The sequence below is a fragment of the Paenibacillus sp. cl123 genome, from assembly GCF_900101595.1.
GTDB lineage: Bacteria > Bacillota > Bacilli > Paenibacillales > NBRC-103111 > Paenibacillus_G.
On sequence record NZ_FMYY01000001.1, the window covers coordinates 845890 to 869283 of the forward strand.

Annotated in this window: 22 protein-coding genes; 15 read left to right on the forward strand and 7 right to left on the reverse strand. The window is 47.3% G+C overall.

Annotation, left to right across the window (positions count from 1 at the left end; genetic code table 11):
- Positions 1–118: 118 nt before the first annotated feature.
- Positions 119–1162 (reverse strand): DUF6786 family protein, encoded by a 1044-nt coding sequence (locus BLR08_RS03685; protein ID WP_072328274.1) that lies wholly within the window; start codon positions 1160–1162, stop codon positions 119–121.
- A 328-nt stretch (positions 1163–1490) separates the two neighbouring features.
- On the opposite strand from BLR08_RS03685, the gene BLR08_RS03690 reads away from it, so the two are divergent.
- The 4 genes from BLR08_RS03690 to BLR08_RS03705 are packed head-to-tail and all read left to right on the forward strand — an operon-like array spanning position 1491 to position 5310.
- The gene (locus BLR08_RS03690; protein ID WP_072328275.1) at positions 1491–2804 is read left to right on the forward strand and encodes an ABC transporter substrate-binding protein; all 1314 of its coding nucleotides are present in this window, start codon (positions 1491–1493) and stop codon (positions 2802–2804) included.
- A gap of 32 nt (positions 2805–2836) precedes the next feature.
- A complete protein-coding gene (locus BLR08_RS03695; protein ID WP_256257405.1) occupies positions 2837–3754 on the forward strand; it encodes a carbohydrate ABC transporter permease in 918 nt (305 codons plus the stop codon).
- Positions 3755–3807: 53 nt separating this feature from the next.
- Positions 3808–4581: a carbohydrate ABC transporter permease gene (locus tag BLR08_RS03700; protein WP_256257406.1), complete on the forward strand. Its 774-nt coding sequence runs from the start codon at positions 3808–3810 to the stop codon at positions 4579–4581.
- 27 nt (positions 4582–4608) lie between these two features.
- Positions 4609–5310, forward strand: a complete 702-nt coding sequence (locus BLR08_RS03705; protein WP_072328276.1) for a PIG-L deacetylase family protein — start codon at positions 4609–4611, stop codon at positions 5308–5310.
- Between the two features lie 57 nt (positions 5311–5367).
- On the opposite strand, the gene BLR08_RS03710 is transcribed toward BLR08_RS03705, so the two are convergent.
- Positions 5368–6024 (reverse strand): GntR family transcriptional regulator, encoded by a 657-nt coding sequence (locus tag BLR08_RS03710; protein WP_256328293.1) that lies wholly within the window; start codon positions 6022–6024, stop codon positions 5368–5370.
- A gap of 165 nt (positions 6025–6189) precedes the next feature.
- On the opposite strand from BLR08_RS03710, the gene BLR08_RS03715 reads away from it, so the two are divergent.
- The 6 genes from BLR08_RS03715 to BLR08_RS03735 all read left to right on the forward strand — a co-directional run bounded on the left by BLR08_RS03715 (position 6190) and on the right by BLR08_RS03735 (position 10132).
- Positions 6190–7350, forward strand: a complete 1161-nt coding sequence (locus tag BLR08_RS03715) for a mandelate racemase/muconate lactonizing enzyme family protein (protein WP_072328278.1) — start codon at positions 6190–6192, stop codon at positions 7348–7350.
- Between the two features lie 63 nt (positions 7351–7413).
- Positions 7414–8439: a zinc-dependent alcohol dehydrogenase gene (locus BLR08_RS03720; RefSeq protein ID WP_072328279.1), complete on the forward strand. Its 1026-nt coding sequence runs from the start codon at positions 7414–7416 to the stop codon at positions 8437–8439.
- 45 nt (positions 8440–8484) lie between these two features.
- Complete coding sequence (locus tag BLR08_RS32080) at positions 8485–8649, forward strand: ABC transporter permease subunit (protein WP_083536709.1); 165 nt, start codon at positions 8485–8487, stop codon at positions 8647–8649.
- A gap of 163 nt (positions 8650–8812) precedes the next feature.
- Positions 8813–9562 carry an HAD family hydrolase gene (locus tag BLR08_RS03730; RefSeq protein ID WP_072328280.1) on the forward strand — a complete coding sequence of 250 codons (750 nt, stop codon included), beginning with the start codon at positions 8813–8815 and terminating at the stop codon, positions 9560–9562.
- Between the two features lie 187 nt (positions 9563–9749).
- Positions 9750–9971 (forward strand): hypothetical protein, encoded by a 222-nt coding sequence (locus BLR08_RS31405; RefSeq protein ID WP_177313988.1) that lies wholly within the window; start codon positions 9750–9752, stop codon positions 9969–9971.
- A gap of 17 nt (positions 9972–9988) precedes the next feature.
- The gene (locus tag BLR08_RS03735; RefSeq protein ID WP_371117080.1) at positions 9989–10132 is read left to right on the forward strand and encodes a hypothetical protein; all 144 of its coding nucleotides are present in this window, start codon (positions 9989–9991) and stop codon (positions 10130–10132) included.
- On the opposite strand, the gene BLR08_RS03740 is transcribed toward BLR08_RS03735, so the two are convergent.
- Complete coding sequence (locus tag BLR08_RS03740) at positions 10109–10852, reverse strand: cohesin domain-containing protein (protein ID WP_072328282.1); 744 nt, start codon at positions 10850–10852, stop codon at positions 10109–10111. The two genes, BLR08_RS03735 and BLR08_RS03740, sit on opposite strands and share 24 nt — an antisense overlap.
- 173 nt (positions 10853–11025) lie before the next feature.
- Positions 11026–11499 (reverse strand): hypothetical protein, encoded by a 474-nt coding sequence (locus BLR08_RS03745; protein ID WP_143151530.1) that lies wholly within the window; start codon positions 11497–11499, stop codon positions 11026–11028.
- A 412-nt stretch (positions 11500–11911) separates the two neighbouring features.
- Between BLR08_RS03745 and BLR08_RS03750 the strand changes: the two genes are divergently transcribed.
- Positions 11912–12820 (forward strand): phosphotransferase, encoded by a 909-nt coding sequence (locus BLR08_RS03750; protein WP_072328284.1) that lies wholly within the window; start codon positions 11912–11914, stop codon positions 12818–12820.
- A 109-nt stretch (positions 12821–12929) separates the two neighbouring features.
- On the opposite strand, the gene BLR08_RS03755 is transcribed toward BLR08_RS03750, so the two are convergent.
- The 3 genes from BLR08_RS03755 to BLR08_RS03765 form a co-directional block, all read right to left on the reverse strand.
- On the reverse strand, positions 12930–13877 hold the full coding sequence (locus BLR08_RS03755; protein WP_072328285.1) for an aminoglycoside phosphotransferase family protein: 948 nt from the start codon (positions 13875–13877) through the stop codon (positions 12930–12932).
- A 94-nt stretch (positions 13878–13971) separates the two neighbouring features.
- Positions 13972–15591 carry a response regulator gene (locus BLR08_RS03760; RefSeq protein WP_072328286.1) on the reverse strand — a complete coding sequence of 540 codons (1620 nt, stop codon included), beginning with the start codon at positions 15589–15591 and terminating at the stop codon, positions 13972–13974.
- The gene (locus BLR08_RS03765; RefSeq protein ID WP_072328287.1) at positions 15588–17450 is read right to left on the reverse strand and encodes a sensor histidine kinase; all 1863 of its coding nucleotides are present in this window, start codon (positions 17448–17450) and stop codon (positions 15588–15590) included. The genes BLR08_RS03760 and BLR08_RS03765 overlap by 4 nt, the downstream gene beginning before the upstream one ends.
- A gap of 193 nt (positions 17451–17643) precedes the next feature.
- On the opposite strand from BLR08_RS03765, the gene BLR08_RS03770 reads away from it, so the two are divergent.
- From BLR08_RS03770 to BLR08_RS03785, 4 genes are all read left to right on the forward strand, one after another.
- On the forward strand, positions 17644–18522 hold the full coding sequence (locus BLR08_RS03770) for a carbohydrate ABC transporter permease (RefSeq protein ID WP_072328288.1): 879 nt from the start codon (positions 17644–17646) through the stop codon (positions 18520–18522).
- Positions 18522–19364 carry a carbohydrate ABC transporter permease gene (locus BLR08_RS03775; protein WP_072328289.1) on the forward strand — a complete coding sequence of 281 codons (843 nt, stop codon included), beginning with the start codon at positions 18522–18524 and terminating at the stop codon, positions 19362–19364. The genes BLR08_RS03770 and BLR08_RS03775 overlap by 1 nt, the downstream gene beginning before the upstream one ends.
- Before the next feature lie 120 nt (positions 19365–19484).
- Positions 19485–20804 carry an ABC transporter substrate-binding protein gene (locus BLR08_RS03780; protein WP_072328290.1) on the forward strand — a complete coding sequence of 440 codons (1320 nt, stop codon included), beginning with the start codon at positions 19485–19487 and terminating at the stop codon, positions 20802–20804.
- A gap of 571 nt (positions 20805–21375) precedes the next feature.
- Positions 21376–23367 (forward strand): RICIN domain-containing protein, encoded by a 1992-nt coding sequence (locus BLR08_RS03785; protein ID WP_072328291.1) that lies wholly within the window; start codon positions 21376–21378, stop codon positions 23365–23367.
- Positions 23368–23394: the final 27 nt, after the last annotated feature.

Consider the following 23394-nt stretch of genomic DNA (forward strand, 5'->3'; position numbering starts at 1 on the left):
TGTTCACCTTCTTGCCACTTCCTGGATGGATAAATTTCGGCGCTTTATGAACCCATACTATCATTACACTTTACTTATTATCAACAATAACAATAACAGTTTATGGATGTACGTCGGCTCAGCGAGGAATATTTAACCCAAGCATATGGCGTGCAATGTTGGCAATTTGGCCGGATTCTCCGACGAAATAATACAGTTGGGAATGATCCGATCGGACACCCAAATTGTTACCGTTCATTGAAGGGGCATGATATTCCAATTCCCCGAAGCCTCCCATTTTTTCTCCATCATAGAAAAACTGCATGCAGGACCCGGTGTAATCCGGCTTGCCTTCCGGATAATCGGGGTAGAGGGCAGAGGGGTTTACCTGGAACTGGCGAACGATCAAACTGGAAGTTTCCTTGCTTAATTTTCGGTAATAACCGAATCTTCCGGCGCTTTGCAGAGTATTGTACGAAAGCTTGAAGCTGTTGCCGCCGTCAAACGGGAAGCTTGCATAGTGATTCTGGCGATTTATCCGGATCTCTTCATGTTCCCGGTACATCACAAGCGGCTCGGAATCGCCCAGCACAGGAACCAAAACCGTGCCGCCAGGAGGGACCTGCAGGATCGACCAAAGGTTGAAGTAGAGTAACGGAGCATTCGAAACATGCTCCGCCTCGCGAAGGTGTTCAATGCGCGTTTCGCATTGGTAGCCGATGTAAGGAACCTGTGCCAGCTCACGGTGCTCGTTGGAATCGATCATCAGAAAAGGATTGGCAATCAGGCTATATTCCTTTGTCAGGTTAAGAGGAACAATGCTTTGCTCCGGCCAATGGGTCAAAACGCAGGTTTGCCTGGTACGTACTATCCCCGCATTCCCCGAAGGGACAAAACGATAGGAGCCGGGATCGAGCTGTGATGGAATATCATAATTACCCGATGCATCGCGAAAAAAATCCATCTCGGGACTGATCCAGGTGCGGTCTCCTCCGACATTCCATGAGCCTTTTTCCAAGGCATGAATATCGGTCCATACAGCTGATTCCGTATGGTTAGCCGGTACGAGGCGAATCAGCCGGGAACCTCTTTCCAATATGACGGCGTACCCGCCCTTAGCATCTTTCAACAAACGATGGTTCTGATTTAAAGCCGTTAATTGTCGAAGCAAAGAATCGCTCATTCGAATCTCTCCCCAGTTTCGTTTGATCGTGTACCGTTTCGGATCGCACAATCACAATCATTGTGAAATATTCGCACGAAGTTGTCAACAATGATGTTGACAATATAACGAAAATCAATTTATACTGTCTTTCAAGAGGGCGCCGAGGTCAAGTGATCGCGATATCCTCTATGGTTGGTTCGACCGTTCGTTTCAAGTATAGTTTGTAAGCGATACCAAGAAGTTGAAAGGGGTGACCGTTTTTGCGTCTGACAGAATCATGGTGTATCGAAACAATTTTGGATGAATCGCTAATTTTGGGTTGCAATTTAAGGGGAGGTTTAGCGTGATGAAGATCCATTCCAAAAAGTTGGCGGCATTGTCCGGTTTGGTGCTCACTTCGTTTCTTGCCGCTTGTTCAAACGGTGAAGAAACGGCTCGCACCGACAGCGTCAATAAATCAAAGACCTTGAAATTTATGGTTACTTCAGAAAATTACAGCGGCAGACTCAAGGATTTTATTTCGCATTATGAAGCAAAGAGCGGCAACCGCGTAGACGTTCAATTGTTTCCGGCAACGGAATTCGAGAATATGTTGAAAGTCAAAATGATGTCCAACGAAGGCCCTGATTTGTTCGTTACCGACGATATCGCCATGGCGCAATTCCAAGTCTCGAAAGCATGGTTCGAGGATCTTTCCGGAGAGCCCTGGACAAGCCGGTTGTCGGAAGGCGGCAAAAAAATCATTCAATGGAACGATGGCCGAATAACCGGATTGCCCATTACGAATCCGGGAGGTATGGGGATCTTGTATAACAAAGCGATTTTCAAAAAGCTTGGGCTTGAGGTTCCTGCGACTTGGGACGAATTTTTGAAAGTTTGCGATAAGATCAAGCAAGCGGGCATCGTTCCTGTCAATATCCAACTGGCCAACGGAAGCGAGTTCGGTACGACGCATATGATGCATCAGCTATTTGCGAACGCCGAGCTGAATCGCGGCAAAGAAGCGGATCGATTCTGGCAAGATTTGAACACGCACAAGATCAATATAACGGAAGTGAAGGAGTATGAGCAGTCGCTTAATCAAATGGTGGAATTAAAAGAAAAGGGTTACATCAATGAAGATTTTATTTCAAACACATTTGAAATGACCCAGGAAAAATTGGGAACCGGCAAAGTGGCCATGCATCCGGCCGGCGATTTTATCCTTGAACCGCTGCTTAAGAAATATCCGGATATGGAACTGGGGTTCTTCTCCATGCCGTTCGGCAATACACCGGGTGCCATTTCACTCTACGCGGGGGTGGGGATCTCGGTTAATGCGAAAGCTTCGCACAAGGAAGAAGCGCTGGAGCTGATCCGATTATTTGCTTCCAAGGAGCAGCAAGAAATTTACTTGCAAAAGTCGCCGGGCATATCCGTCTTCTCCGACGTGAATGCCAAACAAAATATGATCAGCGGAGATTTACAGCGTTACATGGATAATGGGAAAGCTTTTATGGGGATGTTCGGAAAGTATGAAGCCTGGAATGATATGGATGCCCGGAAAATCATGCAGGAAATGATGCTGGGCGGGAAAAAGCCGGCACAAGTGCTCAAGGAGCTGAACGCCAAGATGGAAATCGTAGCCAAAGGAAAAAAACTTCCGGGGTGGAGCCAGTGAACGTTGAGCGCTTAGGATTGGAGGGGGATTGCATGTCCGGCGCTGTTGAAGAGAGAACGGGACGCTCTTTGCGCAAACGAAGACCGCCTATTTACTATCCCGTCATGTTTATCGTTCCCGCGCTCGCCATCTATGTTGTATTTTTCATATATCCGACCATCCAGGGCTTCTATTACTCTTTCACTGATTGGAATGCGACAGGGGGCGACATCCGGTTTGTCGGCTTGACCCAATTCATGGAGGTCCTGCGAAATCCGGATTTCGCTATCGCACTGAAAAATACGTTCCTGTTTGCCGCGGTAACGACGGCGGGCAAAAATGTCATCCCGCTCGTACTGGCCGTGCTGCTGACCATGGGAATGCGGTCGCGCAATGCATTGCGAGCCGTCTATTTTTCTCCTGCCATTCTGAATATCGTAGCGGTGGGCCTTATATTCCAAGGGTTATTGAATCCTCACACTGGATTTGTAAATAATTTGCTGCGCTCCATGAATCTTGACTTTCTGGCGCTTGGTTGGATCGGAGACCCGTCCTTATCCATATATGCAGCCTGTCTAATGGAAATATGGCGTGCGTCCGGGATCACGATGGCCATCTATATTGCCGGTATACAAAATATCCCGTCCGATTATTACGAAGCGGCGGAGATAGACGGCGCATCCGTTTGGTCGAAATTCGTGCATGTAACGCTTCCGCTGCTGATGCCCGCCATAACGATCAATGTGCTCCTATCGGTCATTTACGGCGCCCGTATGTTCGAAGGGGTATACTTCCTGACTCAGGGCGGCCCCGGTAATTCATCCGAAGTTTTGATGACGCTTGTCTACAAATATATGGGACAAGGCCTTTACGGATACAGCACCGCATTGAACCTGATCCTGGTGCTTCTCATAGTCTTGATTTCGATGCCGCTGCTCTCTTATATGAAGAAAAGGGAGGTAGAGGGATGATGGAAAGGCGGCGAAAATTTTGGATCCGATTTGCGGAGTTGTGTTTGTGGGGAATGAGCGCCGTCGTTCTCATTCCCTACTTGATGGTGGTGCTGACATCGGTCAAAAGCAGCAAGGAGGCCGGTCTGTTTCGGCTCGCTCTTCCTTCGGACCTTCATGTTTTCGATAACTACCGTGTCGTATTTGAGCGAGGGTATGTCTTGCAAGGCTTTATAAACAGTATGTTCGTAACGGCAGGTTCGGTCGTCATCGTACTCTTTTGCTCTGCGCTTCTAAGCTTTTATATTGCCAGGGTGCGGAGCCGTATATCCGGAACGCTTTACCAGTTCTTCTTGCTTGGCATGGTTGCGCCGATCAGCCTTGTCACCACTTTCAATGTGCTCAAAACGTTAAGCATTTTGAATACGCGAACGGGGATTATTATGGTATTTGCGGGCATTCTGATTCCGTTCGCGATGTTCATTTACGTCGGGTTTATCAGAACGATTCCGAGAGAAATGGACGAGGCGGCAACGATCGACGGATGCGGACCGTACCGCATGTTTGCCGTCATCATTTTTCCGCTTATGAAACCGATAACCTTTACGGCGGCCATCCTGGTGTTCATGAACGTTTGGAACGATTCACAAATCCCGTTGTTTTTTTTGAACGACAATCAATATTGGACCATGCCTTTGAATATTTACCGATTTTACGGCTATTTCAGCACGGATTGGAACTATATTTTCGGCAATATTTTTTTGACGGCTCTGCCGGTGTTCCTTATTTATTTGCTTGGACAGCGGTTTATGATCGAAGGAATGACGAGCGGAGCGGTAAAAGGATAATCCGTACATGCTAAGGAGGATAATTGGATGCGTATACTTGCGATTGGTGCCCATCCGGACGATGTGGAGATTTTGTGCGGAGGGACGCTTGCCAAATATGCGGCAAGAGGCGATCATGTGACCATCATGATCGCAACGAACGGCAATGTGGGATCTCCCATATTGTCAAAGGAAGAAATCGCCGCCGTTCGCCGTAAGGAAGCGGAAGCTTCAGCGGCATATATTGGTGCGGATTTGATTTGGATGGGATATGACGATGAATTTCTGTTTCATGACAGGGAGACGAGAATGGCGTTCATCAACGCCATTCGCAAGGCGTCGCCCGACGTTATGTTCGTGCACGGGAGCAATGATTATCATCCCGATCACCGCATTTGCGGCGAGATTGCCATGGATTGCAGAATTCCGGTAACCGTACCGCTTATCGAAACGGATCATCCGCCCATGCCGCGAATTCCGCATGTGTTTGTGATGGATAACTTGGGCGGGATAGGCTTCGAACCCGAATTTTATGTGGATGTGACGGACGTATACGAAATGAAAAGCCGCATGATTCGTGCGCACGCGAGTCAGGATGAGTGGCTGAAGTATCAATACGGCATGGATTACGTCGAATTCGTGTCCAAGACGAGTGCGGTTAGAGGAATGGCAATCGGAGTCCGTCATGCGGAAGCGTTCCGAGGCCTTCCCATGTACCCGGTCATGGGAGGCGCGTCTTTACTGCCTTAATACCGGGACCGAAGACAAATCGAAAGCGCCCGCTGAACATTCAGTGGGCGCTTTTGGCTAGTAAATATGCTTTCTTAAGACGGGTTCAATGACTCCCCAATCCTTGGTCTTAATGGCGTTCAACAATTCGCGATGCTCTTCTATAAGCTGAGAGAAATCATTCTGCTGATGCATATGGGAATTGTTCATGAAATGAAAAACGATTCGGGAGGCTACACCCGACCAAAGTGAAATCATGTAGGGTTCTTCCGTCAAGGAAACCAGATATTCGTGGAATTGCAAGTCTTTCTTGACGATTGCGCTCATGTCCATTTTTTGGCATGCTTCGATCAATTCGTTCAGTATGTTTTCCAAGTCCGCAAAATGGCTTTCGTTAAGACGGGGTAGAATAGTTTGAATGCAGTACGATTCCAACAAGACGCGAAGCGGGTTCAGCAGCTCCTCTACTTCTCTCTTCTCAACGTTTGCGACAGTGGTTTCGCGGTGCGTCTGGGTGACAAGCAATCCTTCGCGCTCGAGAAGCAAAATCGCTTCACGTATGGGGCCGCGGCTTACGCCCATATCCTTGGACAAGTCTTGTTCGCGTAATCGCTGGCCGGGCTTCAGTTGACCGCCGATCACGGCATCTTTGATGTCCTGATAGATTTGATTGCGGAGCGTATCCGTTTTTTTTATTGAAAACCGGAATTCCGAACTCATTGATGAATCCTCCACTCTAATTTAACTCCAACTAAAGATAACAATAGCGGACAAATGAACCTGAGTCAACAATTACAGAATAAAATAAACAGAAAAATGTTATTGTTGACAATTACCGAGTTCTGAAATAATCTAAAGGTGAGCAAACGCATACAGTTCATTTTCCAAAGGAGCGCGATTATGAAAATTACCGATGTTATCACAGCACCCGTATTAATTCCCTTCAAGAAGCCTGCAAAGTGGTCGGGAGGCACGCGCCGTAATGCACCTGCACTCATTATTCAGCTAAAAACCGATGAGGGCTTGATTGGACTCGGCGAATGCGTCGGTCCGACGATTCCGACGATTCAAACCGTAATCGAGAAAGAATTCAAGCCTTTTCTGATAGGGAAAGATCCCATGCAAACCGAGCTGATTTTGCATCAGTTGGAGGAGTACATTCTGAATTGGTCCCAAATCGGTTATTATGCAATGGCAGGGATCGATATCGCGCTGCTGGATCTGAAGGCAAAAATTTTGAACACGCCGTTATATAATCTTCTTGGCGGTCTGTATCGCAAAGATGTCCGTTTCTCGGGATACTTGTTCATCGACGATCCGCTCGTGAATGCGAAGGAAGCGGAGGAGCTGGTGGCCAAAGGGTATGACGAGATTAAGATTAAAGTCGGGCGGGAAGTCGACTACGATACGCAGCGCATCAAGGAAATTCGCCGGGCTGTCGGTCCGAAAGTGAAGCTGAGAATCGATGCGAACCAAATTTGGAGCGTGCCTACGGCCATTCGGGCCATCAATCAGATGGCGGTTTACGACCTGCAATTAGTCGAGCAGCCCGTGCCTTATTACGATATTGACGGGATGGCTGCGGTCAGCCGGGCGGTACCGGTTCCCATTACCGCGGACGAATCGTGCACGACCTTCGATTCGGCGGTCAAGTTGATCGAGAAAGGCGCCGTTAGCGCGTTCACCGTGTATCCGTCGGAGGCGGGAGGTCTTCTGAAAGCGAAGCAAATCGTCGAGCTTGCCAACAGCTATGGAATATGGTGCGTGACGGGGTCGTGGGCGGAAACGGGTATCGCGACAATGGCGAATGCCCATCTGATTGCTTCCTCCCGCAACTTTGTATTTGCCAGCGATACGCATTATGAATGGTATGCCTCGGATGTTCTGCAGAACAAGCTCAATATCTCGAACGGCAAATTGTCGATGACCGATAAGCCCGGGCTTGGCGTCGAGCTTGCCTCGAATTTTAACGGACTGGCCAAAGAAGAGATCAGGGAAATGGTGTTTTATGATGACGAGTCGGCAGTTGAGTTCCAGCCGCGTATCGGCATGATCCTTTAATTACCGGTAAAGCTGGCTGTGGTTTATGGCGGAGCCGCTGCCGCATTGCAAGGAGGCTGCAAGATGACAAAAACGATGCAAGCGCTTGTATGGCACGGTGTCGGGGATTTGCGGAGCGAGGAAGTCCCGGTCCCCCGCATCGGAGCGAAGGAAGTATTGGTGAAAGTACGGTACGCGGGTATTTGCGCAACCGATCAGGAAATTTTCGGCGGTCATTATCCTTATCCGGCACCGTACATTCCCGGCCACGAAATTACAGGTACGATCGAAGAGATCGGGGAAGGCGTCGAACAGCTGCAAGTCGGAGATCGGGTCGTCATCGACCCGGCCATCCCTTGCGAGACCTGCAGATACTGCCGGAATGGACGCCCGGAATTTTGTCAGCATTATCGCGAGCTCGGTATAAATGAAAACGGCGGCTGGGCACAGTTTGTGAAAGCGCCTGCGCGTTGCGTATACCGAATACCGGATACGCTCGTCGATCAATCCGCGGCTGTCATCGAACCCCTGGTTTGTCCGTTCGGTGCGGTCCATGCGGCCGGCGTCGAAACGGGGGATCATGTACTCGTGATCGGCGACGGACCGGCCGCGATGTATTTCGTGCAAATTGCCCGGATGATGGGAGCGGCGTCCGTATCGGTTTCCTACAAACTGGATTCCCGCGTCCCGGAATTGCGGAAATGCGGGGCCGTTCACTTTGCCGAAAGCAAGCGCATTCATGAGCTGACCGATACGAAAGCTTATCAGGCTCATGGAGGCTTTGATCTGGTCATCGACGCCGTGGGGTATTCGGAAACGATAAGACAAGCCATCGAAATGGTTCGAATCGGCGGAAGGATCATCTTCTACGGACTGAAGGAAGCTGAAACAAACGGGTTCCCTCACAAGGAAGTGATTTTAAAAAATCTGACGCTGTACGGCCGGACAAATGCACCGGCGCTTTGGGGCAAAGTGATAGAATGTATTGAAAACGGTTTTTTGCAGATCGATTTCATTCCCGATCAAGTGGTCCGGCCGCATGAGGTAGCGGAACTATTGGCCAAACCGCAATGGCCATGGGTGAAATGCATCGTGAAGTGGAGTGGATAGGAGGAGGGGCTCTGAAGAAAAGAAACGTACGTCTGGTCATAATGCTTGCATCGCACTGATTCTGCTCCTGCCTACCTGTTGAATGCGGCGGCGGATCTCGGTGCGAACGCACGGCAAACGTTCTTGACCGTACTGCTTCCGCTCAGCCTTCCCGGTATCGTAACCGGTTTTATGTTTGCCTTCATTTCGGCTTTTTGTATTTTCCCATAGCGGCGATCGTCCTGTTTTCCTTTAACTCGGGTTATCGTTACGTTGTTTGTCGTGTTCTTCACAAACCGGAAGAACGCCAAGAGCAAGATTGGCGACGTGTAAATCTACGCTTCGAAGGTTAACGTCACTTTGAGGGGATATTTTACAGGGGAGGAATTTGAGGATGACAGGAAAGACCGTATATTTTGGTGAAAAAGCGACCAAGGTCAAATGCGTTGCATTCGATAAAGACGGGACGCTGTTCGATGCGTTCGGGTTCTGGCGTTATATCGATAATCTGCGAAAAGAAGAGTTCGTTTCCCGGGTCGGGCGCGAACATCAGCAGGAATGGAGCAGACTGATGGGAATGACCGAAGAGTCGATCGATCATCAGGGCGTGTTGGCAGTAGCCTCCACGCAGGAAGAAATCACGATGACAGCCGGCCTTATTTACCAGTTGAAGGGTTGGCCGTGGATTCGGTGCAAGCAGTTGGCGGCGGATATTTTCAGAGAGGCCGATGCGAAGCTGGAGATCGATAAAGCCTTTAACCGGGTGGAAGGGGCTCCGGATATTTTCCATACATTAAGAGAGGCGGGCATCCATACCGGCATTCTGACTTCCGATGCTTTAGCCCGTACGGAAGCTTGCATGTGCCTCCTGGATATTGTAGAGCACCTGGAATTTGTCATTACGCCTGAAAAAGTCAAGAACGGGAAGCCTTCCCCCGATATGGTTCATAAAGCGTGCGAAATTCTGGGAATCGAGCCGTCCGAAATGGCCGTCGTCGGCGATTCTCTGGTCGACTTGAGCATGGCAAAAGCCGCAGGAAGCTTGGCGGTCGGCATCATCACCTATGAAGGTTCCTCAGAAGTGCTTGCCCCCGAAGCGGATATTCTCATCCGCTCGCTTACGGATATACGGGTTGGCCTTTAATAAGATATTTTCGAAATGTTCAATCACGACATGACGGCGGCGGGCACAGGATCGGCTGCCGTTGTCCGTTGAACCTTCCTGTAGGACCTAAGAAATGGTCTTTGTCAAAAAAGGAGCGCCTCGGTATGATGGGATGGTCCGTTTGTCCACGGGTTTTAAACCCAACACCATCAAGAATGCGCTCTTTATGAAGTTTAAGCAAACAGACGAACAAAATCAACGGATAGAGCGAATAACTCCAACTCACTTAGTAATTGGTATTGACATGGCGAAGGATGCCCATGTTGGACAGGCAACGAACTTTCGCGGAATTGTTCAATCTAAACGCCATCTTTCCTTTACCAACAACAAGATGGGTTTGAAAGATTTGGACGTTTGGTCATTGAGTTGCAGCAGAAACACCGATTGAACAACATAATAATTGGAATGGAACCGACGGGGCACTATTGGTTTAGCCTAGCGAATTGGCTAGTAGAACAGAGGTTAAGCGTTGTTCTGGTTAACCCTGTTACTTCGCAGCCTCAATCGCAGAAGTCGGAGCTGCCTTCAAGCTTGCGAGCATGGAGCTAAAGAAGGCTCCGGTCGACGTTCCGGCAATCGCCTCACATCGCGGGTTGCTAGTGCGCCAAGCGCGGCTTTATCGGAAATGCTCACCTCAGCAGAGCTCGGGGCGAGCAGGGTGAGAACACCGTTTTCCGAGGAAAACGAAACGTTCGAACTAATGAAGCTCGATGTACCCGAGGGCGCACCCGTCTTGACTTGAAACTTTAAGGTCAGGAAAGGAGCATCCGTTGGCAGCGTTCCGGTTCCGATCCGACCTGTTAATATGCGCAGCTTGCCAACGGCCGCATCATTCGTCACAATAACCGCTTGTTGTGCGTAATCTTGGATATATTCGGTATATGAGAACTTGGCAGGATCATAGGTCATGGTAAGATCTACGCCGGCTGCGTTGTTTGCCTGGTCCAATGTTAACCATACGTCGAGAGACTGGCCGTTGCTGACGGAGGCTGTTCTTGGCATTAGCTTGGCGGACGGTTTGGATGGCGCATCCGTTTTCTTTAAACCTACCCAGTCGATATTCGACACCCCGGCGATGTTCCACATCTTAAGTTGAAAAGGTCCCGCCGGCAAATAAGTTGCGGTGTGGACCGTCACCACTCTCCACAGTTCCTGCGAGTCTCCCCATCTCGGCGTTCTTGGGAATTCCGCCAAGTGAACATCGGCGCCAATCTGAATCAGGCGCTTCGTATCGGCGCCATTTGAATTCCAGCCGCTTACGTATTTCATTGCGACATCGTAGTACCCGGCTTGCGGGACATTCAGATTCCAGCTTATCGCCTGCCCGAGATTGTTCCACCCCGTGACGCCGCTCCCGCCTGAAAGAAATTCTTTCGGGTACGGTTTTATCCCCTTATCCGCAGCGCTGAAGCTTTCCGCTTCCGCAAAACGTCTAGCCCTGCCTAAATGACATCAACATCCGCTGATTGATCTGACGGAGTAGCCGCACCCGATCCTGCCCTTCGCAGCTTTAGTGTCCCCGTCGCATTAGGCACAATAATTTTGGCATTTGCCCCCAGGAACAGGTACATGGCCTCCTTCACGCCGCCGAATCCATCGAAGACGAATCCGGGCGGTGCTTCCAGCACTTCGTACAAACCCGGTGAATTGGATAATGTTCCCCAGGCGCTTATGCCGATCATGTTGTTCTGATCCGCATGACTGTGATTGAGGCTGCCGAATGGACTGGATTTGAAAAATAGCGAAATCCGCTTCGGATCCATCAAGCTGGAATGCATCGCGACCGTTCCGATCTGCTCGAAATATTTGGCTGACGGCATTTCCACCGGAGGTCGTGCCGGCAGAGTCGTATCTTCATACAAATACGTAACGAAGTCGTCATAAGTGTAATCCGCCTGCTTCGCGTACCATTGCATCGCCCTGATTTTGCTGCATTTGAGCGTTTCGAATGATGGAAGATGAGACATAATTCGAATAGATCAGGTTACTCCCGTTTCCGAACACGCCGCTTTTACGAATCCTGAAACAGCTTGCCGCGCTCGCCTACGCGAACTCATAGAGCACTCAGATCAAAAGTTGTTTGAATATCAGGAAGGTGGTTCCAGGCACATCGTCGAACTATTAAATATCATGTAATGGGACGGTGTGAAAGCCAGGACTGTTTGCCTTGTACATGCTTACCTTATTTGGAGTCATTTTATTTAAGGACGGCTCGATTGATATTAGAATAATCTATATGCAAGAGTTGATTGTTAAAGGTTTTGTACCTATGAGGAATACAGCTATGGTGCTAAGATATTTTTATACCTTAGTTAAGGAGCTGTTGTAGTGGTAGAGAAAGGCGATTTTGTCTTACAAGTGTCATTAATTGCAGAGAAAACTGGTTTAACTGAAATTACGCCTATAGAGCTTAGTAAGGGTGGAAACCTGATCATTCATTTGGCTCCCCATCCGATTGTTGCCCGAATAGCGACTGTCAGTTCAAAAGAAGATTCAGAGTATGCATACAAGGTACTTGATCGAGAATTACGGGTAGCACGTCACCTACAATCCAAGAGCATCCCCGCGTTATCGCCTTCTGAACTTATTGATGCAGGACCGTACGATGCTGGTGGTGCATGGATGACACTTTGGAGATATGTTCCTCCTACACAATTACAACCTCCTTCACCGAGTGAAGCCGTTGAATTGGTAAACAGACTTTCAATAGCAATGAAAGACTTCTCTGGCGACCTTCCTGTGCTTGGAGTTTGGAAGCGAGCATGTCAATCGGCTAATAAATTGAGGAGTAGTTCCGATCAGCGTATACAAACATTATTAAGTGTATTTCAAAGGGTAAATGAACGGATGTGTAACGAATCCAATGTATTAATACCTTGTCATGGCGATGCCCATGCAAGAAACTTATTACCAAGCCCAGAGGGATGGATCTGGTCGGACTTTGAGGATGTTTCATTGATGCCGGCATACTGGGACTTGGCTTCATTTGTTGGGAATCATGCCTTATTGGGCGGAATACAGCAACCAACTTTTAAATACATATTGGACCATTTCGATAATGGCACCGATCTAAAAGCTTTTGGATTTGCTATTATTGCACGTACACTAATGTCCACGCTAGGAAACTTGGATTTCTCCCTTGCAGGACACGGAGATTTGGAATTTGCCACTAGACAGTTAGAACTTGCGGAAGATTTTGTTCGTCAAGTAGAAATAATAATGGCAGGATGCGATTAAATTAATGAGGAACGTTTGTTCCAAAAAAGAAACCTAGAAGAGCTACCGGCATTAATCGGCAGCCTCACTAGGCTATCGGGCTGTTATTTTGATACTGTTTTTGGTGCAGTCAAACATTAACTTGAAACTGACTGTACCACTTAGGAACAGTTAACTCAAAATTGTCGTGATCGTCCATTACCCTCTGGATCTTCATCAACATGGAATCTAACTCATCCGGCTTTACCTTCAGAACCCAAACGATGGATGAGACCAGAGTCATGGCTAGATAGAGTGAATAAAGCTGCCAGAATTCATCGCCAGGTTCACTGTAATTATGGTATCCCTGGATTTGACCGACTGAAAAAGGCACACTAACTTCTGAACTAAAAACACCGATTTTGACAAATTCGTGAATTGGATCTCCCCAGTCGTATCTGTTGAAATCTATGATACCTGAAAGATTCCCATCCTTAACGATAAGATTTCCAATATGGTAATCATCATGTTGGAAAAGGTTGGGTCTATCCTTCATTAAATATAGTCTGTCATCAATAAAGGATAACAACTTCTCTTCGTTTTTTATCGCAACTCCACATTTGGTATACTCCATTCGGTAGCGATTATGCTTCGCGACCATTCTTTCGTCCCAAGACTTCATGATATCAGGGCAGATAACCTGATGGATCTTCTTTAATTCCAAGCCCGATTGAAAACCAATGTTGAATTGCTCTTCTTTCGTTAAAAGTGGCAGCTCTTCTGATGCTTCATTTCCCTCAATGAATGAGACGAGCATGTAACCAAGTTCTTGTTCAGGAAGGACCCCAATTGCAATAGGTCTAGAGCATTTCACATCATGCTTTTCCATCATCTTAAGTCTGCTAAATTCCAATCTCTTGTTTTTATCCTGATCAATGCTGTAGGTTCTTAATATGTATTGGGGGGAGCCATTGTTATCATGTACGATGTATTTACCGTCACTTGAGTATCCCTTGTGAATTTGTTCAAGCCTGGTACAGTTTCCTAGTAGAGGAATGGAGCTGCGAAGTCGTTCGTTTCGATTCATGGAATCACTCATGCTCAACCCTTCTTTCTCTGATTTATCTAACCGAAACATAGCAAACGACTGCGCTAACGTGTCCCGCCATTCGAAGGAGGTGTATTTCAAATCTCTATATGGTGCTGTTCATTTTTCGAAACTCTTTGGGAGTCAAATTCGTCAGCTTCTTAAAAACTATTCTGAAATATCTTTCGTCCTGGTAGCCAATCATTTCGGCGATCTGAGCGATCTTCAGATTCGGATTGAGCAGAAGCAACTTTGCCTTCTCGTTGCGAATTCGACCGATATACTCCGAAATGTTCTCTCCTGTCTCTTGCTTGAATCGGCGGGAGATATATTCCCGTCCAACATACAGTTGGTTGGAAATGTCTTGCAGTGTAATGTCACGATTGTAGTTATTCTGTATGAATTTTTTTATCTCGTGAACCAAATTGTTCTCCTTGTGCTGCTGACTAGAGAACTGTCCCGCGAGAGACAGCATCTCGCGTGTTAGCTCATTCTGCCAGAAGTCGAAGCAGATCATGCCAGCTTCATCAATCGGGATATAAAACGGATGGACTGACTTGAACAAACTCGGATCCGCTTGCGATTGTTTCATCAGCTCCTGTTCCCATTGCGAGTGGAGCAGCATATATTCGTTCCACCATTTCTCGAGTTGCTCGAGTGTCACTTCCGTAAGTGCCCGAAGCGGAGCGACCGCGTGCTCTGCAGTGTTTTTGATCTGCTCCGCATTGCTGCTCTGAATCGCCAGTTTAATCTGGTCCGAATGGTCGCTCAGGCTGACATGCGAGCCGTTTGTGTGTGGACGTATACCATGATGGATACGCTGGCGGGTGTCCAACAGGTTGCGCTGCTTAACGGCTAGCTTCGCTTCTCGATAAGATAAACCTAGTCCCTGTGAAAACGGTTGTGGCGAACCGACGCCGAAATGGCATTGTACCCCCAGCGTCCGATGGAATCCCTCGTTGATGTTGTTCAACAGCAGCTCGATTGTTTCGAATTTGTCCCATAGCACGATAATAATTTCTTTATCCGAACTCCAGTTGTGGAAGGTATAGCCGGCATTGCTTTGGCGTACGAACTCATTGCATATGTTCTTAAGCCCGAAGAAGAGCAGCTCCTGATTTGATGCAAACTTGTGTGTCAGTATGTTTTGATCCATACTATCAAAGCTTAGGATGATCGCGCAACAGTAGAAGCCCGACTCTTCCAATTCAAATTCGTGCTTCAGCGTCTCCCTGAAGACCGAGATGGAAGAGGGATCGATGATCAAATTAGAGAAAATTTTGTCCAAGTAGGTTGGTTTCAACTGGTTGGCTTCGATATTTTGAAGTGTTGACTTCCGGCGTTTCTGCTCCTCCGCATACCAGCTATCGAGGGCGTGCTGTACTGCCTCGTCCAACTGTTCGTCATCTATCGGTTTAAGTAAATAATCGGTACCGCCGTGCTTCAGCGTGTGCCTCACGAGTTGGAAGTCGTCATGCCCGCTAATCACGATTGTTTTGGTATACGGCATATGAATGGTTGTCCATTCGAGTAGCTCTAAACCTGATTTCACCGGCATCATCATATCCATAAAGATAAGAACGGGTTGTTCCTGCTTAATAAGAGTAATGGCTTGCTCACCGTCAGCCGCTTCGAAAGTTTGAGTAATTCCATATTTTTCCCAGTCTACGAGCGTGCGAATCGTATCTCGTACATGCTTTTCGTCATCGACGATAAGGGCTTTCATAGTTCTTGCTCCTCTCTGGCTTCCGAACCTGGACGATCTAAGGGTTCTGGCAAAAATTTTAACTTCACGCGAAGTCCGTACGGCTGATTGTGCGAGATCTCCATTTCGGTGGAGTTCCCGTAGTGCAGTCTAAGTCTCGCAAGCACATTCCCAAGCCCGATATGCTCCGTAGCTGTATAGCTTGTATCGAGTCCTTGCATGGCTTGGGCAAGCCGATCTTGTAGTGCATCCAACTGGGTGTCCGTCATGCCGAAACCATTGTCGGCAACCTCGATCTCGAATAGACCGGTTTCATTATCGAAGCTTGTCTGAATAACGATCCGAGCCATCTCTGGTCTTGGCGTATATCCGTGCTTAAAATAGTTTTCCACTATAGGCTGAATGATCATCTTCGGAATCCTAACTAGACCAGATATCCCCAGTATCTTCAACTCGTAATCGAATGTTTCTTCGAAACGCGCCTTTTGCAACTTCAAGTAAGCTAAGACGTAGTCAATTTCCTGATGCAGTTCCACCAAACTGTCTGCGGTGTTCATGCTATACCGCATCATTTTACCTAGCGAAAGGATCAATTTATACGTTTTGCGATCCTGGCTTTCGATTGCCTGCGAGGCGATTGATTGTAGCGCATTATACAAAAAGTGCGGATTCGTCTGTGCTTGCAGCGCCTTGAGCTGGTTCGTCGTGTTGGCGATCTCAAGCTTGTACTCACGTAGAATGAGGTCGTTAATGGTGCCCATCATTTTTTGGAATTGTTTGGCCAAGATGCCGATCTCGTTTTTATCGGGAATATCAATCTCTTGCTGAAGGTTGCCTCGCTCGATCTCTCTGACGTAGCCTAACATTTTCTTAATCGATCTTGTCAATCTTACCGTGATTAGAGACGTTAGCATGACGGCAATGGCGAGGAAGACGCCGAATAAAAGACTGTTTATTCTTGTAATGAGTTTGGCGGTCTGGCTTAATTCTTCGTATGGTGTCAGCTTAACGATTGTCCAATTCATGTAGCCGGTGTCCATTTTCTCGTAGAATATAAGACCTGAGAATTGAGTACCCTTCCATTCGAGTTGGCCGCTGGTCTGTTCCTGGCTGCGGATCGAGGCTACCCATGGTTCGATAACCTTCTGCCCCCATAATGTCTCGTTCGGCGAATAGATAATGCTGTCATTCTGATCGATAATGTACAAATCGTTCCCTTGGCCTGACAACTGCTCGCCGATGTTCTTGATGAGGTCCATACGGATGTCGATCGACATGTACCCTAGCAATTCGCTGGATGGCTCCTTAATGATTGGGCGATGAAACGTTATGACTTGAATATTCTCACGCTGCCAAATGACATTTTCCATACCGTAGTTATGGCTCAAATGCGGTGGTTCAATATACGCCTTCCTTGCAGTGGGCATTTTGTAATTCAAGTTTTTAATATGACGACTGGAGTAGCTGTATTGCAGTGTCGACATCTTATTTTGTACAGTGTACAGATGAATTTTGTAGAACCCCTTCACAGCGCGGAGCAAGTTGATTAGATAGTTGCGCAGCGAATCCGGCGGCTTCGGAGACAATCCCGAAACGTCGTTGGCGTCAGAGTATACCGGTTCCAAATTTTCAATGTACGAATTTACGGAGTTAATCTGACCAATGCCCGCGTAGATCGATAGACTGGATTGGTTGACCGCAGTCATGTAGTTGGTCAGGTTCATTTGTCCGAGGAGCAGTTTCGATTTTGTGTTCTTTATCGCATACTCGGTAACCGAACTCTCCGTGTAATAGTAGGAGATGAGCATTGACGTGCAAATCGGCACCACTGTCGCGATCAGCAGTAGAATAATGAACTTCGTTCGGATACTATGGTACATGCGAGCCCCTCCGACCGGAATATAAACATAATAGAATAATAGCGGATGCAGGTCGGTAGCGGCAAGAGTGAATATTTTTGTCGGTTTGATCAATATTTTGCATAAATTTCTTCGTTTTTACCGGTGGTTTGCAGTAAAGCGAAGCTTTATACTGACTTGGATACTGTTGTTGTCTAACTTAGGAGGGATTGATTTGAAAATTAAAAAGAAGAGAGAGTGGTTGCAACAGGCCCTATTCGTATTCCCAGGATTGCTGATATTCTTAACCATCGTGATTGTGCCATTCCTCATGGGCTTCTATTATTCTTTCACTAAATGGGACGGAATTCGTTACTCGCCGAGTTGGACGGGATTGTCAAACTTCTGGATGCTGATGGAAGATACTCGTTTTTGGCATGCATTTGGGTATACGATCAAGTTCACGGTTATCGCGGTCGTTATCACTAATTTAATGGCTTTCTCGTTTGCCGTCCTGCTTATCCAACGTTTGAAGATGAGAAACATACTACGCACGATATTTTTCTTGCCAAATGTCATCGGTGGATTATTGTTAGGCTACATATGGCAGTTCATCTTCGTTAAAGGCTTTACGACGATCGGAAGCAAGACGCATATCGCGTTCTTTCAAGAGCCGTGGCTAGGGACGCCGACGACTGGCTTTTGGGGGACGATCATCGTATTCATCTGGCAAACGACAGGCTATATGATGATTGTTTATATCGCAGCTCTTGTCAGCGTGCCGAAGGATCTCCAAGAAGCGGCGCGCATAGACGGCGCGGGAGCATGGCAAATGCTACGCAGCGTTACGCTTCCGCTCGTGATGCCGGCCGTTACGATTTGCTTGTTCTTAACGACGTCGGGCGCATTCAAGATGTTCGATCTCAACCTATCGCTCACCAATGGGGGTCCGGGTACATCAACCGAATCGCTCGCGCTTAACATTTATCGCGAAGCGTTCACTAACAGCAACTTCGGTCTTGGAACGATGAAAGCGATGATGTTCTTCGTAGCTGTGGCAATCGTTACCGTAACGCAGGTGCTGATTACCAAAAAGAGGGAGGTGCAGGCTTAATGCACAGCGGAAAACAGCGTTATACGTCAAAGCTTTTCGGACTTGAAGTCGTTACTACGCTCTTCGCGATACTGTTCGTAGTGCCGTTCTACTTCCTGGTTTCCAACTCGTTCAAGTCGTTCAGGGAAATTCTCCTGGATGCCGCTTCGTGGCCAAAAGCATTCACCGTGGACAACTTTAAAAATTCCTGGGAGATCATCGATTTCCCTAAAGTCGCATTCAACTCGTTCTTGATTACGATATTAAGCGTGTTATTCATTGTACTACTCAGCTCCATGCTGGCTTATCGCCTTGTACGACGTCCGACCCAATTTAATCAGTTCATCTTCGTCGTTTTGGTCGCCGCCATGATCATTCCTTTCCAGTCCATCATGCTGCAGATGGTTAAGGTCACGGCTCTCTTGGAATTGCATGGCACGCTGTACGGGATGGTGTTCTGTTATATCGGCTTTGGCTTGCCGATGGCGGTATTCTTGTTCCATGGCTTTATTAAATCGGTGCCGATAGAGATCGAAGAGGCGGCGATCATGGACGGCTGCTCTCCGTATGGGGTGTTCTTCCGAATCGTGCTGCCGCTAGTCAAGCCGATCGCTGGAACGGTTATCATTTTAAATGTCCTGTGGATATGGAACGACTACTTACTACCGGCGCTAATTATCGGAAGCAACAGCGATTTGAAGACCATTCCACTGGCGGTTCAATCGTTCTTTGGGCAATATACGAAGAAGTGGGATCTAGCTATGGCCACGCTAACGATGAGTGTTATACCTATCATTGTCTTCTTCTTGGCGCTGCAGCGTCATATAGTAGAAGGAGTTGCACAAGGTGCAATTAAGGGATGATAACTGATGTAGTTCAATAAATTGCATAAATTAATTCAAAATATTGCATATTATCCCATGAGAATTTAGGGGTATAATGGCACGGAAAGATAAAAAAATCCTTTTGGGAGGTCATTATTCATGAAAAAGGCTGGATTACTAGCTCTTCTATCCGCACTGACGATTACTAGTCTTGCGGCATGCGGAAGCAACGGGAATAACAACCCAGTGGCAACGAAACCTTCTGCAAGTGAGTCCGCAACTCCTTCAACTGAAGCGCCAAAGAAAGCGGTCACAATTAAGTTTTTCAATTTCAAAGTCGAGATCGACGAGCAACTGCATGCACTTGCTAAAGAATATGAGAAAGAAACGGGCGTAAAGGTGGATGTAGAAACGCACGGTGGAGGGGAAGACTACAGCTCCTTACTGAAAGCGACGTTAGCTGCAGGCGTAGAACCGGAAATCTTCAACAATGGCGGTTACGCTTCTTTGGTTCCTTACATGGATCGTGCTACGGACCTATCCGGCGAATCTTGGGTTAATGATGTGATCGACGTAGCCAAGCTACCTACGACGGTCGATGGCAAACTGTATGGAATGCCAATGAATGTTGAGAGTTATGGCCTCATCTATAACAAAGATCTATTCGCTAAAGCAGGCATCAAGAAACTGCCTACGACACTGACGGAGTTGGAGCAAACGGCAAAGAAGTTACAAGACGCAGGCATTACTCCTTTCATGCTAACCAATGAATGGTGGTCGCTGAGTGTTCATCTTCTGAACGTAGCGATTGCCAATCAAGCTGACCCTGCGAAGTTTATCGACGACCTCATAGCTGGAACTGCTAAATTCCAAAATGATCCTGTCATGGCGCAATGGGTCAAGCTGTTGGACATCATGTTAAAGAATGGTGAGAAAAATGCGCTGACGACGGACTACAATTCGCAAGTTTCGGGCTTTTCAACCGGTCAAGCCGCGATGATGCAGCAAGGCAACTGGGTACAAAACATGATTGATGGCGTAACACCGAATATGAACATCGGTACATTGCCGCTTCCGATGAACGATACGAACAGCGGTTATGTTTACACAGGTGTTCCTAACAACTGGATCGTCAACAGCAAATCCCCTCATCCAGATGAAGCGAAGAAGTTCCTGAAGTGGCTTGTAACGTCCAAGACGGGCAAACATTACATCGCGACAGAATTTAAATTCATTCCTGCGTTTAAGAGCATCCCTACAGACTCCACGGCAATTGGTCCGATCGCTACTGATCTAAATAAGATTCAAGCTGAGAACCCAGACCGTGTTAAAGGCTGGTATTGGGATCGCTTCCCGGAAGGCGCGACACAAGAATTTGCTACAGCGATACAAGAATACATGGGTAAACGTATCTCCGCAGAGGAAATGCTCGCTAAGTTTGATAAGTCGCTCGCTGACATTGTGAAGAAGAAGAAATAATTACCATATCGAATAATGGAAGACCAGGAAGCTCTCATGGGCTTCTGGTCTTCATCATCGCCGACTCGGAGAGGGCTTACACGGAAACTTCGGGTGCACACCCTCCAAGAAAAGACGTTATGGCCGACAAGAACGTGATCCTGCATATCACGGACGGACCATCAAAGTGGTGCTGCATCCGACGGTTGACCGGGTTGACAACCATTCCTAAATGAAATAAATGAAAGCGCTATTATTGAGGGGGTCAACTGATGGAGCAAGGTGTAAAGTGTTCAATCCAGTCAATGTGATGACGAAAGGCGGATCTGTAGATGCAACATAGATATTGTCGACGCTCTCCACCAAGCTATCATTCTCTGCTTATAGCTTCAGTAAAGGTGCCGCCGTTGTACTGGATGATTAACAGATTTAGAGATTTTCCGCGCGCCGCTCTCTTTTTTCGAGAGTCTTAATTTCAACGCTTAGGAATAGTCTGATTATCTCGGGAATCTCCAAGGCACGCAGGGAAATAATGGGTTGGCCTTACGCCAATATGTAAAAATCATTTTCTGAATGAAAGGTGGATTTTTTTATGAAGCGCAAAGGAAGAGTAGTTACAGCTCTTACATTGATCATCATTTTTCTTATTTCAACAGTAAGCCAAGTTTCTGCTTTTGGACCGATCACATTTTGGAGCAGCACCTCCACGAAAAGCGCTAGTTATGCACGGGCTATGATTCTGCAAAACAGCGGCGTCAACAACGGGAAGATGTACGCCACTCATGAAATATGGACGGATAATCAATTGCCGCATCCAGCTGGACCCAGTTTTCCGGTTTATGAAAGTACGGATGGCGGACAGTCATGGACCAAGGTTGGTGAAGTTACAGATATCCACTCCGGGGAAGGTCTAAGGGAACAAGGTATCTTATATGAGCTTCCTCAGGGAGTCGGCGACATGCCCAAGGGAACGATGTTGATGGCGGTAAATGCATTTCCTGAGGGTGAGCTGGTCCACAACATCGAATTATACAAGAGCAATAATCTGGGGAGATCTTGGACGTACGTCTCCACTATTGCTTCAGGTGGAGCCTACGGTGGCGGCATGAACTGGGAGAGCCAGGGGATTTGGGAGCCTTTCCTAATGGTGGCGGATGGGAAATTATACTGTTTCTATGCCGACGAACAAGATCCGAATAACAATCAAATGATTGTTCACCGGTCTTCATTGGATGGCGTGAATTGGAGCCAGACTAAAGTGGATGTGGCGCTTGGTGAATTGAGACCCGGCATGCCAACGGTGACGAAGATGGGTAACGGAAAGTATATGTTGGTATATGAAATCGTGAATATGCAGGATGACTGGATCCATTACAAGATTTCATCAGATCCGGACAATTGGGGTAACGCAGCGGAATCCGGCAAGCGTGTCAACTATTATCAAGGGCAAACCCCAGGTTCGCAGCCTTATGTTGTATGGGTTCCCGGCGGGAGTCCTAACGGAACCGTGGTCATCTCCGGCGGCCGATCGGATAAGCTTTTCCTGAATTACAATTACGGAGAAGGTCACTGGACAACACAGGATAGCGTTATTACATTAGGCTATAGCAGAAGTCTGGTTCCTGTAAGTGACAATAAGCTGTTCGTCATTTCTACCGTCAAGAATTCATCGACCGGCAAAAGCGATGTTAAGGTTGGAACGACGGATATCGTTCCTTCCAACAATGTATATAACAACAATTTGTTTATGCTCGTGAACAAGAATGGAAAAGCGATGGATCTTATCGGTGGCGGTCAGAATAACGGATCCGTAATCAACCAGTGGTCGTACGATTATAACGGACCGAATCAAAGATGGTCGATCGTCCCAACTGGAAACGGATATTTCCGTATGGTGAGCGTGGTGAATGGTAAGTATGCGGCTGTTCAAGGAAATTCAGCTAGTAATGGCGCGCAGCTTGTGAGCATGCCTTATGAAGATGGAAATGCATATCAGCAATGGCATTTTGTCGATATCGGGAACGGATGGTTCAAGATCGTCAATGTCGGCAGCGGAAAGGTTTTGGATGTCGACGGAAACTCTCTTGCAGACAATGCAAAGATGCAACAATGGGAATGGACTGGTGCGGAAGGACAATATTGGAGAATTCAGCCTCATGGCGATTATTATGTTCAAGCCGAGCATAGCGGTAAATACCTTAATGCCGGCGGCGCCGGAACTACGAATGGAACGCCGATCATCCAATGGGGCTTTGAAACAAACAATTGGTTCAAGTGGAAATTCGAGAGCGTCGGCGATGGCTATTACAAAGTCGTGAACTTAAATGCTTCTACCAAAGTCGCAGATGTTGCCGAGGTTTCACTGCAGGCAGGTGCAGAGGTTCATCTCTGGGATTATGTCAATGCGGCCAATCAACAAGTGAGATTGGTCCCGCAACAAGATGGAAGCTTTAAATTCTACTTTAAGCATTCCAATATGGCTTGGGACATTTCAGGTGTATCCAGAGATAATGGAGCCAAGTTGACCCAGTACACTGAAGCAACCGGAGACAACCAGAAGTTTTATTTGGAAAAAAGCAATTAAATTCTACGCTAATATAGATGTCAAGTA

Bases quoted from the DNA above. Each gene is read 5' to 3' on its own strand.
- BLR08_RS03685 (WP_072328274.1), bottom strand. From the start codon at position 1,162: ATGAGCGATTCTTTGCTTCGACAATTAACGGCTTTAAATCAGAACCAT.
- BLR08_RS03690 (WP_072328275.1), top strand. From the start codon at position 1,491: ATGAAGATCCATTCCAAAAAGTTGGCGGCATTGTCCGGTTTGGTGCTC.
- BLR08_RS03695 (WP_256257405.1), top strand. From the start codon at position 2,837: ATGTCCGGCGCTGTTGAAGAGAGAACGGGACGCTCTTTGCGCAAACGA.
- BLR08_RS03700 (WP_256257406.1), top strand. From the start codon at position 3,808: ATGAGCGCCGTCGTTCTCATTCCCTACTTGATGGTGGTGCTGACATCG.
- BLR08_RS03705 (WP_072328276.1), top strand. From the start codon at position 4,609: ATGCGTATACTTGCGATTGGTGCCCATCCGGACGATGTGGAGATTTTG.
- BLR08_RS03715 (WP_072328278.1), top strand. From the start codon at position 6,190: ATGAAAATTACCGATGTTATCACAGCACCCGTATTAATTCCCTTCAAG.
- BLR08_RS03720 (WP_072328279.1), top strand. From the start codon at position 7,414: ATGACAAAAACGATGCAAGCGCTTGTATGGCACGGTGTCGGGGATTTG.
- BLR08_RS03730 (WP_072328280.1), top strand. From the start codon at position 8,813: ATGACAGGAAAGACCGTATATTTTGGTGAAAAAGCGACCAAGGTCAAA.
- BLR08_RS31405 (WP_177313988.1), top strand. From the start codon at position 9,750: ATGAAGTTTAAGCAAACAGACGAACAAAATCAACGGATAGAGCGAATA.
- BLR08_RS03735 (WP_371117080.1), top strand. From the start codon at position 9,989: ATGGAACCGACGGGGCACTATTGGTTTAGCCTAGCGAATTGGCTAGTA.
- BLR08_RS03740 (WP_072328282.1), bottom strand. From the start codon at position 10,852: ATGAAATACGTAAGCGGCTGGAATTCAAATGGCGCCGATACGAAGCGC.
- BLR08_RS03745 (WP_143151530.1), bottom strand. From the start codon at position 11,499: ATGCAATGGTACGCGAAGCAGGCGGATTACACTTATGACGACTTCGTT.
- BLR08_RS03755 (WP_072328285.1), bottom strand. From the start codon at position 13,877: ATGAGTGATTCCATGAATCGAAACGAACGACTTCGCAGCTCCATTCCT.
- BLR08_RS03760 (WP_072328286.1), bottom strand. From the start codon at position 15,591: ATGAAAGCCCTTATCGTCGATGACGAAAAGCATGTACGAGATACGATT.
- BLR08_RS03765 (WP_072328287.1), bottom strand. From the start codon at position 17,450: ATGTACCATAGTATCCGAACGAAGTTCATTATTCTACTGCTGATCGCG.
- BLR08_RS03775 (WP_072328289.1), top strand. From the start codon at position 18,522: ATGCACAGCGGAAAACAGCGTTATACGTCAAAGCTTTTCGGACTTGAA.
- BLR08_RS03780 (WP_072328290.1), top strand. From the start codon at position 19,485: ATGAAAAAGGCTGGATTACTAGCTCTTCTATCCGCACTGACGATTACT.
- BLR08_RS03785 (WP_072328291.1), top strand. From the start codon at position 21,376: ATGAAGCGCAAAGGAAGAGTAGTTACAGCTCTTACATTGATCATCATT.